This window comes from Marinobacterium profundum, from assembly GCF_001528745.1.
GTDB lineage: Bacteria > Pseudomonadota > Gammaproteobacteria > Pseudomonadales > Balneatricaceae > Marinobacterium_A > Marinobacterium_A profundum.
Genome location: NZ_BCNS01000145.1, coordinates 22,473 through 34,371 on the forward strand (window position 1 = coordinate 22,473; position 11,899 = coordinate 34,371).

The 11,899-nt window shown below is 58.3% G+C and carries 12 protein-coding genes; 9 read left to right on the plus strand and 3 right to left on the minus strand.

Annotated elements, in window-relative coordinates:
* Positions 1 to 31: 31 nt before the first annotated feature.
* Positions 32 to 1,228 (plus strand): S-methyl-5-thioribose kinase, encoded by a 1,197-nt coding sequence (mtnK, locus tag MPRO_RS17295; RefSeq protein WP_067295710.1) that lies wholly within the window; start codon positions 32 to 34, stop codon positions 1,226 to 1,228.
* A gap of 82 nt (positions 1,229 to 1,310) precedes the next feature.
* On the opposite strand, the gene MPRO_RS17300 is transcribed toward mtnK, so the two are convergent.
* On the minus strand, positions 1,311 to 2,111 hold the full coding sequence (locus MPRO_RS17300) for a hypothetical protein (RefSeq protein ID WP_067295713.1): 801 nt from the start codon (positions 2,109 to 2,111) through the stop codon (positions 1,311 to 1,313).
* A 211-nt stretch (positions 2,112 to 2,322) separates the two neighbouring features.
* Here MPRO_RS17300 and MPRO_RS17305 point away from each other — a divergent pair, with 211 nt between their 5' ends.
* The 4 genes from MPRO_RS17305 (at position 2,323) to MPRO_RS17320 (ending at position 8,166) form a co-directional block, all read left to right on the plus strand.
* The gene (locus MPRO_RS17305; protein WP_067295715.1) at positions 2,323 to 2,928 is read left to right on the plus strand and encodes a DUF924 family protein; all 606 of its coding nucleotides are present in this window, start codon (positions 2,323 to 2,325) and stop codon (positions 2,926 to 2,928) included.
* A gap of 140 nt (positions 2,929 to 3,068) precedes the next feature.
* Positions 3,069 to 5,339: a 5-methyltetrahydropteroyltriglutamate--homocysteine S-methyltransferase gene (metE, locus tag MPRO_RS17310; protein WP_067295718.1), complete on the plus strand. Its 2,271-nt coding sequence runs from the start codon at positions 3,069 to 3,071 to the stop codon at positions 5,337 to 5,339.
* A gap of 118 nt (positions 5,340 to 5,457) precedes the next feature.
* Positions 5,458 to 7,674, plus strand: coding sequence for a tRNA(Met) cytidine acetyltransferase TmcA (locus MPRO_RS17315; protein ID WP_067295722.1), 2,217 nt, complete (start codon positions 5,458 to 5,460; stop codon positions 7,672 to 7,674).
* Between the two features lie 66 nt (positions 7,675 to 7,740).
* Positions 7,741 to 8,166, plus strand: coding sequence for a YbaN family protein (locus MPRO_RS17320; RefSeq protein ID WP_245635125.1), 426 nt, complete (start codon positions 7,741 to 7,743; stop codon positions 8,164 to 8,166).
* Here MPRO_RS17320 and MPRO_RS17325 read toward each other — a convergent pair.
* The gene (locus MPRO_RS17325) at positions 8,163 to 8,972 is read right to left on the minus strand and encodes an MOSC domain-containing protein (protein ID WP_067295729.1); all 810 of its coding nucleotides are present in this window, start codon (positions 8,970 to 8,972) and stop codon (positions 8,163 to 8,165) included. The genes MPRO_RS17320 and MPRO_RS17325 overlap by 4 nt on opposite strands.
* 20 nt (positions 8,973 to 8,992) lie before the next feature.
* Positions 8,993 to 9,229, minus strand: coding sequence for a Rho-binding antiterminator (locus MPRO_RS17330; protein WP_067295732.1), 237 nt, complete (start codon positions 9,227 to 9,229; stop codon positions 8,993 to 8,995).
* Positions 9,230 to 9,443: 214 nt separating this feature from the next.
* On the opposite strand from MPRO_RS17330, the gene MPRO_RS17335 reads away from it, so the two are divergent.
* Genes MPRO_RS17335 through ybaK form a run of 4 tightly spaced genes read left to right on the plus strand, consistent with a single transcriptional unit; the run spans position 9,444 to position 11,339 of the window.
* Complete coding sequence (locus MPRO_RS17335; RefSeq protein ID WP_067295735.1) at positions 9,444 to 9,680, plus strand: DUF3820 family protein; 237 nt, start codon at positions 9,444 to 9,446, stop codon at positions 9,678 to 9,680.
* Positions 9,677 to 10,213 (plus strand): BPSL1445 family SYLF domain-containing lipoprotein, encoded by a 537-nt coding sequence (locus MPRO_RS17340; RefSeq protein ID WP_067295739.1) that lies wholly within the window; start codon positions 9,677 to 9,679, stop codon positions 10,211 to 10,213. Before MPRO_RS17335 ends, MPRO_RS17340 begins: the two co-directional genes overlap by 4 nt.
* On the plus strand, positions 10,210 to 10,839 hold the full coding sequence (locus MPRO_RS17345; RefSeq protein WP_067295742.1) for a hypothetical protein: 630 nt from the start codon (positions 10,210 to 10,212) through the stop codon (positions 10,837 to 10,839). Before MPRO_RS17340 ends, MPRO_RS17345 begins: the two co-directional genes overlap by 4 nt.
* 23 nt (positions 10,840 to 10,862) lie before the next feature.
* Entirely contained in the window at positions 10,863 to 11,339 is a 477-nt protein-coding gene (gene ybaK, locus MPRO_RS17350) for a Cys-tRNA(Pro) deacylase (protein ID WP_067295746.1), read from the plus strand.
* Positions 11,340 to 11,899: the final 560 nt, after the last annotated feature.

Consider the following 11,899-nt stretch of genomic DNA (forward strand, 5'->3'; position numbering starts at 1 on the left):
GCTTTTACACTGTATTTGACGGGCAGAGACCATGACCGACTGCAAGTTTTCCAGCGACGCCGAAGTAATTGCCTTTGCGCGGGATAATTCCGGCGTGTTTCCGGCAGGAGCCAAGCTGGGTGTCGAAGAGATCGGCGACGGCAATATCAATTTTGTGTACCGCGTCTATTCCGACGAAGGTACCAGCGTAATTATCAAGCAGGCACTGCACTATATCCGCATCATCGGTGAGGGCTGGCCGCTGTCCCAGGATCGTATCCGCATCGAAGCCGAAGCACTGCAGCAGGAAGCGGAGTTCTGCCCCGACCTGGTACCTCGGTTGTATCATTTTGATACCGAGCGTTTTGCCATAGTGATGGAAGACATAGGCGCCCATGAAAACCTGCGTCATGCCCTGATCGCTAGAACCCGCTTGCCGTTGCTGGCCGAACATCTGGGGCGCTTTGCGGCGGAGACTTTGTTCCATACTTCGGATCTGTATCTGGATGCGCACCGCAAGAAAGAACTGGTGGGGCGCTTTATCAACCCGGATCTATGCAAAATTACCGAAGACCTTTTCTTCTGGGATCCGTACTGCGATCACGAGCGCAACAATATCAATCCGTTATTGTGGGACGAGGCCGAAGCCCTGTGGCAGGACGCGCCCCTGAAGCTGGAAGTGGCGAGGCTCAAACATCGCTTTTTGACCTGCGCCGAGGCCCTGCTGCACGGGGACCTGCATTCAGGGTCCGTGTTTGCCTGTGCCGAGGGCACCAAGGTGATAGATCCGGAATTCGCCTACTTTGGCCCTATCGGCTTTGATGTCGGCAGCCTGCTGGGCAATCTGTTGCTGAATTATGCCGGTCAGGCACAGCTGCCGGGCTCAGATGCCGAGCGCAGTGCCTATCAGGACTGGCTGCTGGAAACCATCGCCGGTTTCTGGAATACCTTTGCCAGTCGTTTTGATGCGCTGATGGTGGAGAAAACCCAGGATCCGTCGCTGAATCTGGCGCTCTATCGCGAGGCTTACCTGGCTGATCTGCTGGCCGACAGCATCGGTTATGCGGGTACCGAGATGATTCGCCGTACCCTGGGGCTGGCTCATGTGGCCGATCTGGAATCAATTGAAGATCCGCAGCAGCGTGCTCTGGCCGAGAGTCAGGTGCTCAAGCTCGGCCGTGCCATGATAATGCAGCGTGGCCAGTTTGGCACAATCGATACGCTGATAGCGTTCGTGCGCGCCAACTGAGGCTAAGCGGCGGGAACAGCGGTGGTCCAAGGGCTGCCGCTGTCTTACTGCGGCTGTGATGCGGATAGTTTCGAGGAACTCCTTAGCGGCCCTCTGACATGAAATGATGATAGATCTGCACCAGCTCGTCTTCGGTGAAGGTCACCACCACCAGTTGCTGGCCCGGATGTATCAGGTCCGGATTTAGCCCCACCAAGCCCTGCTCATAATTGTAGATATAGGTTTCGCGGACCTTGTCATCTAGCACCTTGCCCAGAAAGGAGCTGCGGCTGTCTTGCAGGCGTTCGTCGGCATCCTGGGGAATGGCAACCTGGATGGATCCGCCCGCCTGGGGGAGTTCCAGACCTTGCGCAAAGGAGGTGATCAGGCCGTTGTTAAGAATGCCCCAGAGCCCTTCCTTATCCAGTTCATTCACCGCATGGATATAAAAAATCTTGCCGTTGGCGAGCTCCGGATTGCTGAGCAATTCCTGCAGCGTGACTTGTCCTGCCAGTTGGGGCAGGGTGCCGCTGGAGAGTGCCTGCTGCGGGCTCCTGGCATCAGCGCGCTTGATGGACGGGCGCATGTCTACGGCATAGGCCGTCGCTGCTGCGGCATCAATCAGGTCTGCATTGAGTTCCATTTCCAGTTCGACATTGTCCGACAGCACCTGGCTTTCAGGCAGCAGCAATAGCTGATTGGCGCTGACAAAGCTGTTGGCGCGGCCTATATCTATCGGCTGGTCGGCATTGGCGGTGAGCTGCTCTATATGGGATTGGGCCTGTTGACGCTCCTGATCGCTGATAACGACTTCGGTGGGCTCAGTAGCGTCCTGCGGTGCAAGAAACAGCCAGGCGGCGGTAATGGCCAGCGCTACGGTCACAATCAGTAGCAGTCGTTGCATCGGTGGGGCTCCCCTTTTTGCTTACGGACTAGGTTACAAACAGTCAAGGTTACTGAGCAGATTGAAGGGCGCTAAGCGCCGCGACCACTGTAGAACAGATCAGAGTGGGGGGAAAGTATCGCAGCAAGGCTGGAAGTCCGGCTGCTTGCCCCGGGCCCCGCTATACTTTTGAGTCCAGCACACTGGCTGTGGCAATCAGATGGAGTAGGTCATGACGGAGACGATCGAAGAGGTGCTGCTGTTCTGGTTCGGGCCGCTGCAAAATGGCGTTGCCTGTGAATCGAAACAGCGGCTCTGGTGGGAGGGGCGTGAAGAGGATGATCGCCAGCTGGATGAGCTCTTTGGCGCTCTGGTGCGCCGCGCCATGCGGGGCGAACTTGACGCCTGGAGCAGCAACCCGCGCGGGCGACTGGGGCTGATTCTGCTGCTTGATCAGTTCAGTCGCAGCATTTACCGCGGCACGCCCGATGCCTTTGGCGGTGACGCCAGGGCGCTGCAGAACTGCCGTCAGGGTATAGCCCTGGGGCACGACCTTGCGCTGGAAACCACCGAAAGGCTGTTTTTCTATATGCCCCTGGAGCATGCAGAGTCGCTGGAAGCACAGGATCTGCATGTGGCTCAGCTGGAGTCACTGCGCCAGAGTCTCAATGGTGCGCATCGCAGCCTGATTGATAATGCGCTGGATTTTGCCCATCAGCACCGTGAGTTGATCCTGCGTTTTGGGCGCTTTCCCCACCGCAATGTTGCCCTTGAACGGGTCTCAACGGAGCAGGAACTGGCCTATCTAAATCAGTCGCACCGGCGCTGGGGTCAGTAGAGCAGGGTCGGATTTTGATTCCTTTGAAAATGTCATCATGAATTTAATTCAATAAAATTGAAAAATACATCAATTTAACTAATTGTCATGCTTCGTCATAATGGCTGCCACTTCAACGGCTGCATTAAGGGATGAATTCAATGGCAACCACTCATACACTCGGTTTTCCACGCATTGGTGCTCAGCGCGAACTCAAGTTTGCCCTGGAAGCCTACTGGAATGGCAACAGCACGCGTGAGCAACTATTGCAGATTGGCAGTCGCATTCGCCAGCAGAACTGGTCGCAGCAGCAGCAGGCGGGTCAGGCGCGGGTGACCGTGAACGACTTCTCACTCTATGACCAGGTGCTGGACCATTCCTGCCTGCTGGGTGTGATTCCGGCGCGTTTTCAGGATGGATCAAGCGATGCCTTTGATACGGCCTTTCGCATGGCCCGCGGCCGGGCGCCGTCGGGTACGGCGGTACGTGCCTGTGAAATGACCAAGTGGTTCGATACCAACTACCACTATCTGGTGCCGGAGCTCGAGGCGCAGCAGCGTTTTACCTTGTCGCCTGACAAGCTGCTGGCGGAAATTGCCGAAGCCAGGGCCGGTGGCTTTGATGTCAAGCCGGTGCTGATCGGGCCTGTGACCTACCTCTGGCTGGCCAAATCCGCAGGCGAGAGCTTTGATCGTCTGCAGCTGCTGCCCGCATTGCTGCAGGCCTACGGCGAACTCTTTGACGTGCTGGCAAAACAGGGCGTGGAATGGCTCCAAATCGATGAGCCTGTTCTGATCCAGGAGCTGGAACCGAACTGGCAGCAGGCGCTGCAACAGGCTTATCAGGTTCTCTCTGGTACGCCATTGCGGCTGTTGCTGACGACCTACTTTGGCAACCTGGGAGATAATCTGAATCTGGCATTGTCGCTGCCAGTGCAGGGTTTTCATCTGGATGCGGTGCGTGGCGGGCTTGAGTATCGCCGTGTACTGGCCGAACTGGGTGATGACCAGGTGCTGTCGCTGGGGGTGGTGGATGGACGCAATATCTGGAAAACCGATCTGTCGGCACGGCTGAACGAGCTGAAGTCAGTATCTGAGCAGCTGGGTGATCGACTCTGGCTGGCTAGTTCCTGTTCGTTACAGCATGTACCTGTGGATTTGGCCCAGGAGACGGCCTTTGATGCACAGCTGAGTAACTGGATGGCCTATGCAGTGCAAAAACTCGAAGAGTTGCAGCTGCTGGAAGCGTCACTCAATGGCGGTAATGTTGCGGCGGCACTGGCGGATAACGCTCTGGCCCTGGCGGGGCGACGCAGCTCTGAGCGGGTGCATCGTGAGAGTGTCAAGCAGCGTTGTCAGCGACTCTCGCTCAAGGATGGCGAGCGGGGTCTTGAATATGCACAGCGGGCGCCACGCCAGCGCGAACGCCTGCAGCTGCCGGCCTTTCCCACCACGACCATAGGTTCTTTCCCGCAAACATCGAAAATTCGTCAGACCCGCGCCAGCTACAGACGCGGCGAGCTGACCGAGTCGCTCTATGTGGCCCAGATGCAGGCCGAGATCGCCGACTGCATTGTGCGTCAGGAGACGTGCGGGCTGGACATGCTGGTGCACGGTGAAGCCGAGCGCAACGACATGGTCGAGTACTTCGGTGAATTACTGCAGGGCTACGCCGTCAGCCAGAACGGCTGGGTGCAATCCTACGGCTCACGCTGCGTCAAACCACCGGTCATTTACGGTGATGTTTACCGCGATGCCGCCATGACGGTGCAGTGGAGCCGTTACGCCCAGTCGCTGACCGCCAAGCCGGTCAAGGGCATGCTAACAGGGCCCGTGACCATGCTGCAGTGGGCTTTTGTGCGGGACGATCAGCCGCGTCAGCAAACCTGCCTGCAGGTGGCACTGGCACTGCGCGACGAAGTCTGCGAGCTTGAATCCGCTGGTATCGCCGCTATTCAAATCGATGAGCCCGCCATTCGGGAAGGCTTGCCCCTAAAGCGCAGCGAGTGGGATCACTACCTCGACTGGGCCGTCTATGCCTTTCGTGTTTCGGCCTGTGGTGTGGCGCCCGAAACCCAGATCCACACCCATATGTGCTATTCGGAGTTCAACGGCATTATCGAGGCAATTGCGGCCATGGATGCGGACGTGATTACCATCGAAACCAGCCGATCCAACATGACGCTGCTGGATGCCTTTATCGACTTCGAATACCCCAGCGAGATCGGGCCTGGTGTTTACGACATTCACAGCCCCAATGTGCCTGAGGTGGCGCAGATGGAAGCGCTGATGAAAAAGGCCGCCGAACGCATTCCAGCCGAGCGTCTGTGGGTCAACCCCGACTGCGGCCTCAAGACCCGTGGCTGGGAAGAGGTCGGGCCTAGCCTGGAGAACATGGTGGCGGCGGCAAAGCGTCTGCGCGCTGGTCTCTGAAGCCGACTTCTGACCACTGGCTGGCAGCGATACGGAGGTAAAATCGGTACACTATGGGACCCGCGCCAGGCGGCCAAAGACTGCCGGCGCTTCAGTCCCCTGTTTGCCGGAGCCCTTGATGTCCGAATTGCTGCAATCCCCGCCAGATGTCAGCGCCAGTGCGCGCTGGCGCCAGCTGGTATGGCTGCAGGGTGATGCACTCTGGACACAGCAACAGGCCGCTGTACTGCTGGCGGCCACCGGTGCGCAGCAGGTGCTGTGGATTGGCCAGGAGGCGCCTGCGCCTTTCGAGGCAGTCCCGGCGCCTCGGGTGCAGCGCTGGCTGGGGCGCGAAACCGATGCCGTGGTGCTTGATGCTTACGCGGGTTTCAACCCCAATGCTTTTGGTCAGAGTGTCGGTACCCTGCGGGCAGGTGGCGTGCTGTTTTTGCTGACGCCTGCGGCCGCGCACTGGTGCCGGTTTGATGACCCTGAACACCAGAATCTGACGACCTTGCCCTATGAGTCCACTGACGTAGGGAACCGCTTTTTAACGCACCTGATACGGGTGCTGCAGGCAGACCGTCAGGTTCTGTCTCTACTACAAGATGCCCCCCAGGAACTGCCTGCGAGGCATTTTTTGTCTATTCATAAGCTCTCTGCCAGGCTGCGTGCCCTGCAGGCGAGCGCTTCCTCTGAAATCCTTCCTTTGAGCCATTGTGTAGCGCCATTTCGCAGTCGGGATCAGCAACAGGCTGTGGCCGAGATCCTGCAGGCGCTGAACGATGCCGTACCGCTGGTGCTGACGGCGGATCGCGGGCGTGGCAAAAGTGCGGCCCTGGGGCTGGCGGCAGCGGGCTGGCTTGAGCAGCACGGCGGTGACATTCTGGTCACGGCTCCGTCATTAAGTGCGCTGGATGCGCTTTTTGAGCGCGTGCAGGCGCAATTGCCGGGCGGTGAGTTCAAGGCGGGCTGTTACAGTCATGTACGGGGTTCGGTACGCTATCTGGCACCCGAGCGGCTGTTGCAGGCGGATTCCACACTGTGCGTCCAGGCTGAGTTGCTGCTGGTGGATGAAGCCGCTGCCATTCCGGCACCGGTGCTCAGCGGTCTGCTGGCGCGTTTTGATCGCATCTTGTTTGCCTCTACGGTACATGGATATGAAGGCACCGGGCGCGGCTTTGCGGTGCGCTTTAGGCGTGAGCTAGAGCGTCGGGCGCCGGGCTGGCGGGCGCTGAGCATGACAGAACCCGTGCGCTGGGGCGCGAATGATCCGCTGGAGGCGCTGTCGTTTCGGATGCTACTACTGGATGCCGAGCCCGCTGAGCCTTCAGCGGTGCGCCATTTGACGACGGCAGCGCTGGAATATAGGCGCCTGGATCGCGATCAGCTGCTGCAGCAGTCGGCGTTGCTTGAACAGTTGTTTGGCTTGCTGGTGCTGGCGCATTATCGCACCACGCCTGGCGACCTGCGCATCCTGCTGGACAGTCCCAATCTTTCCGTCTGGGTTGCCTGTGCAGAAGGGCAACTGGTGGGGGCCTTGCTGGTCGTTGAAGAAGGCGACTTGCCAGCAGATCTTGCCGCGGCGATTCACGACGGCTACCGGCGCCCGGCAGGACATCTGATCCCCCAGGCACTGATTGGCCAGGAAGGCCTGCTGGCGGCGGCGCCGTTGCGTTGCTTAAGGGTGATGCGCATCGCGACCCATCCGGCGCTGGAACGTCGCGGCATTGCCAGTGCACTGCTGGCTGAGCTGGCTAGCTGGGCGCAAAATCAGGATGGCGAGGGTGCCGTCGACTACCTTGGCACCTGTTTTGGCATCAGCCAGGATTTGCTGGGCTTCTGGCGTCACAATGGCTACGAGGCCATCCGCCTGGGCATCACCAGGGATCCAGTGGGGGGAACCTTCGCCGGCATCCTGGCGCAGCCGGTCAGCGTGGCGGGGGCTGGGCTGATTCGTGCGGCACGTCAGCGACTGCGGACCCGTCTGCTGCATCAGTTGCCGGCACAGTTGAGGCAGCTGGAGGCCGATCTCGTGGTAGCGCTGTTGCCCAGTACTGACGTGGAGCTGGCGGATGACGAACGCGCAGAGCTCAATGCTTTCGCTGTGCACAAACGCGCTTTTGAAAGCTGCGAGCCGGTGTTGTGGACGCTTTGCAGCGCAGGGCCTGAGTACTGGCAGCGGGCGGGTCTTAGCCCACAGGCGCAGTGTTTGCTGGTGCGCAAGCTGCTGCAGCGCCACAGCTGGGAAGCCATCGCCGCAACCAGTGATGGCGGGCGTCGCCTGCTGGTAAGGCAGCTGAGAGAGGTAGCGGGGCGGTTGCTCTGTGTGCCGCCGATGGGCATGATGAGGTAACTTGAATCCGGGCCTGTGCATTGCAGTGGCCGTTACTGGAATAACAGAAATCGGGCAGGACGGGCAATGCTTGCCTGTCAGGAGGGGTGGATGCGGCCAGGCGTGGTGCGGGGATTTTATCTGGTAGCCGGGATGCTGGCACTGCTGCTCGGTGCCATCGGTGTTGTGTTGCCACTGCTGCCGACCACGCCCTTTGTCATTCTGGCGGCCTTCTGCTTTTCACGCAGTTCCGAGCGGCTGCACCAGTGGCTGCTGAATCAGCGCCTGTTCGGGCCGCTGATTCGTGACTGGGAAGCCCATGGCGTCATTCCGCTGCGCATCAAGTGCCTGTCTACGACCATGATGCTGGTACTGGTCAGCTATCCCATGCTGTTTCGTGATTTTGACTGGCGCCTCAAGGCACTGACCGGTGTGTCCATTCTCTGTGGACTCTTGTACATCTGGAGCCGCCCGTCGGTGCCGGCCCCGAATGCCTCCCGCCAGAGTGCTTAATGAGGCGTCCAAAGTTCCAGTATTTCGACCTCCATGCCCACTTCCAGTACAGCTTCGTTCTGCGGTACCAGATTCTGGCCGAACAACACCTGGCCCTTTTCGCCACGGCGATATTTGGCCAGGGTGCGCAGCGGTTGCTGCTGCGGGTTGGCAAGCGCGGTTTGGGTGTCCAGATTGACCATCAGGCAGCGAGAGCAGGGTTTGACGAACTCCAGCTCCAGGCTGCCAATGCGGATGCGCTTCCAGTGGTCTTCTGCATAGGGCTCGCTGTCGGCGATGACGAGATTGGGGCGAAACTGACCCATACTGAGCGGTGTCTCGCAGCGCCTGGAAAGATCTTGCAGTGAACCCTGGCCAATCAGCAACAGCGGATAGCCGTCTGCAAAGGCCACAGGGGCCTCGGGGTTGAGTGCGGTTACGCGCCTTGATGCTGCACCGAAGTAGAGCAGCTGGCAGGGCAAACCGAGGTAGTCGCTGAACCAGCGATCCGCCGCCTCGCTGCACTGCTGGCCCTGTACCTCATCGTCCCAGACCTGAACGGGCTGGTAGCGGGTTGAAAACTGGTTGTAGCTCAAATGCAGATCAGGGCAGCCCTCTGCGCTCAGAATCAGGCCATCAGCCCAAAGCGTGGCGCGCACGCGCAAAAGGGCCGGGTGCTTGCGGGCGGTGAGAAAACGGCCGTGGCTGTCGGCCAGTACAAAGCGCCGATCGAAGGCGAGCCCTGCGCGTTCCACGAAAGCGCGCTCAAGGCGCAGACCTGCGGTCGATTTAATGGGATAGATATGCAGGTCGGACAGGTAAGGCATCGTTGCTCCTTGGACGTGTTTCAGTAGGGTAGCTTGCTTATAATGCGATCAAGACGGATACGCAGCGGCTCGCCGTGACTGGATAGGGCGATAAGATATTCTTCCCCTCTGGGGTATTCAAGGTCGACAAATTCGATCCGATCCTGCATGAAAGTGCCATCGGCATCGCGCCAGTGCACCTCATAGCGCAGCCGGCGCATGCACGCGAGCTCAAATCCGTCGTGTACTTCACAGTTGATGGGCGTGTAGCTATGCATGGGGTGACCCTCCTGTGCCGACAGTATAGGCTGACGCTACCAGAACCAATATTGTCTTAACCACTATCGATGCCGGTATCACTGATCCAGATGGCCCACCACAGGCGTAACCCTGTAGAGGGTTGATCAGGACGCGGACTTTGAAGCTGCCCTCGACAGCGGATTTTGCACTACGGCTATAATTGACACAGATGCGCAGAGCCACAGGAGTACTATGAATCTTGATCCGCAACAGCTGGTAAAAATTGCCAATATGAAAATGCCATTTGGCAAATACAAGGGGCGGGTTTTGCTGGATCTGCCTGAGCCTTATATGGTGTGGTTCGCTCGGCAGGGCTTTCCCGGCGGCGAGCTCGGCAACCTGTTGCGCATGTTGTACGAAATCAAACTCAACGGGCTGGAGGCGGTGGTCGAACCACTGCGTCGACAGCACAGGGGAGAAAAATCATGAAACTTCAGGTTCTGTTTATACCGTTGCTGTGGCTGATGCTAGCACTGCCGGCCCAGGCCGCATCGAGCCAGGAAATCGATGCCAAGGCGACTGAAGCCATGCAGCGGTTCTATCAGCACAGCAGCGCCGGGCGAGAGTTGGCTGAGCGTGCCGCCGGTGTGCTGGTGTTCCCAGAGGTTTACAAGGCGGGTGTTGGCATTGGCGGTGAGTACGGTGAAGGTGCGCTCCGGGTATCCGGCGTTACGGTCGATTATTACAGTACAGCCGCGGCCTCCATCGGGTTTCAGTTGGGTGCGCAGATCAAGAGTCAGGTGATTTTGTTTATGACGCAGGACGCCCTGAATCGCTTTCGCCGCGGCGATGGCTGGGAGGCTGGCGTCGATGGCAGTGTTGCCATTGCGGATATAGGCGCCGGTGGCACTATCGACTCCAATACGCTGCAGTCGCCCATTATCGGCTTTATATTTTCCAACAAGGGATTGATGTACAACCTTACGCTGGAAGGCTCAAAATTCACACGGATGAACAAATGATGCGAATCAAGTCAGTAGTACCTGTGGCTCTTTTAGTGGCCGCGTTTTCCCTATCCTTCTCAGGAGCGGCTTTCTCGCAAAAGCCGGAGCCTGAAGACGGCAAGCAATACGATAAAAAGCATGACAAAAAGAACGGCAACCAAGGTGAGAAAAAATCGGATAAAGCTGCAGGGAATAAGCACGAGCGTGTCGATGCAAACAGCCTGGAAGCACATGGCACAGCGGGCAGTGCCCGTAATGGCCAGGACATGCTCCTGCTTGCGCCTTTGGTAAGCCAGGACCGGGATCATATCCGCCAGTACTTGAGCACCGGCGATGCCGGCTTTGAGGGCAACTCTGATGATGGCCAGGGCAAGCACAAGACCTTGCCATCTGGCTTGCAGAAAAAGCTCGATCGTGGCGGAGAGCTGCCCCCAGGCTGGCAAAAAAAGGTCACCCGGGGTGAAGTGCTGGAGCCGGATCTGATCCGCCATGCGCAGCGTCTGCCCGCTGATCTTAACCAGAGGTTGCGGGGCTATGATGCCGGTACCGAACTGTTGTTACTGGAAGATCGCGTTGTGAGAGTCGCCACGGGTCAGGGTACGGTACTGGATGTAATTGATATTGCTGATATATTGGTGCGTTAGCTTCTACTGTAGCGGAAAGCGTCATGACACCGGCGATCAATGCGGCGAAAAAGGCCAAAGTCAGTTTCCAGATTCATGAGTATGCCCACGATCCAGCGGCGCCATCCTATGGGCTGGAAGCGGCGGATGCATTGGGCCAGTCACCGCTGCGGGTATTCAAAACCTTGCTGGTGGCACTTAATGGTGACGGTCGCCGTCTGGCGGTTGCGGTGGTGCCGGTATCCGGCCTGCTGGATCTAAAGGCAGTAGCCGCGGCGCTGGGCTGCAAAAAAGTGACTATGGCTGAAGCCCCTGATGCGGAACGCACCAGCGGCTACGTGCTCGGCGGAATCAGTCCGCTGGGGCAGAAAAAACGCCTGCCAACGGTGCTGGATAGCAGTGCCCTGACATTTCCCAGCATTTACACAAGCGCGGGTCGTCGCGGGCTGGAAATCGAAATGGCGGCCACGGATCTGATAGCGCTGACCGGCGCGGTTACGGCGCCTATTGGCCGGGATTGATAGAGGCTGTGCGGTTTTTGCTGCACGCTTTCTCTGTTTTAAGGTTCAGTATTCTGAACCTGGTCCGCACACCAAAATTTATAATGTACTAGAACCGTTTCACAGGGTGTTCATCTTGCCTCGATCCATATCAGGGCACCTCGAAGTAAGGAAGTACTCAAAGCAACCTCGACAGATAAGTGTTTCGTGAAAATTCTCTTGGAGGCCGTCCGACAAGACTCAAGCTACTTGGTTTTGGTCATTGAACAGGAGGGCATCCTTCGAAAGAGTCCGTATTACAACCGGCTACGGTGACTTTCTGATGCTCCCTGTTACGACCTCCTGGTCGTGTTACTTTCTTTGCACGCGCAAAGAAAGTAACCAAAGAAAGGCGCCTATGTGGTTGATACGTACAGCCCCCGATGAAGCCTTTTCGCTGCGCTCTGAGCCCCTGCGGCGGGCTCCGCTGAAGGCACATCCATGTACCTCATCGGAGGCGCAACAGTCCCTGTTGCGCCCCTTCGGGCCAATTCGCCGCATGACCACAGTGCTCGCCGGCTTCATAAGGGGGAAGCAAGAGC

Bases quoted from the DNA above. Each gene is read 5' to 3' on its own strand.
- mtnK (WP_067295710.1), top strand. From the start codon at position 32: ATGACCGACTGCAAGTTTTCCAGCGACGCCGAAGTAATTGCCTTTGCG.
- MPRO_RS17300 (WP_067295713.1), bottom strand. From the start codon at position 2,111: ATGCAACGACTGCTACTGATTGTGACCGTAGCGCTGGCCATTACCGCC.
- MPRO_RS17305 (WP_067295715.1), top strand. From the start codon at position 2,323: ATGACGGAGACGATCGAAGAGGTGCTGCTGTTCTGGTTCGGGCCGCTG.
- metE (WP_067295718.1), top strand. From the start codon at position 3,069: ATGGCAACCACTCATACACTCGGTTTTCCACGCATTGGTGCTCAGCGC.
- MPRO_RS17315 (WP_067295722.1), top strand. From the start codon at position 5,458: ATGTCCGAATTGCTGCAATCCCCGCCAGATGTCAGCGCCAGTGCGCGC.
- MPRO_RS17320 (WP_245635125.1), top strand. From the start codon at position 7,741: ATGCTTGCCTGTCAGGAGGGGTGGATGCGGCCAGGCGTGGTGCGGGGA.
- MPRO_RS17325 (WP_067295729.1), bottom strand. From the start codon at position 8,972: ATGCCTTACCTGTCCGACCTGCATATCTATCCCATTAAATCGACCGCA.
- MPRO_RS17330 (WP_067295732.1), bottom strand. From the start codon at position 9,229: ATGCATAGCTACACGCCCATCAACTGTGAAGTACACGACGGATTTGAG.
- MPRO_RS17335 (WP_067295735.1), top strand. From the start codon at position 9,444: ATGAATCTTGATCCGCAACAGCTGGTAAAAATTGCCAATATGAAAATG.
- MPRO_RS17340 (WP_067295739.1), top strand. From the start codon at position 9,677: ATGAAACTTCAGGTTCTGTTTATACCGTTGCTGTGGCTGATGCTAGCA.
- MPRO_RS17345 (WP_067295742.1), top strand. From the start codon at position 10,210: ATGATGCGAATCAAGTCAGTAGTACCTGTGGCTCTTTTAGTGGCCGCG.
- ybaK (WP_067295746.1), top strand. From the start codon at position 10,863: ATGACACCGGCGATCAATGCGGCGAAAAAGGCCAAAGTCAGTTTCCAG.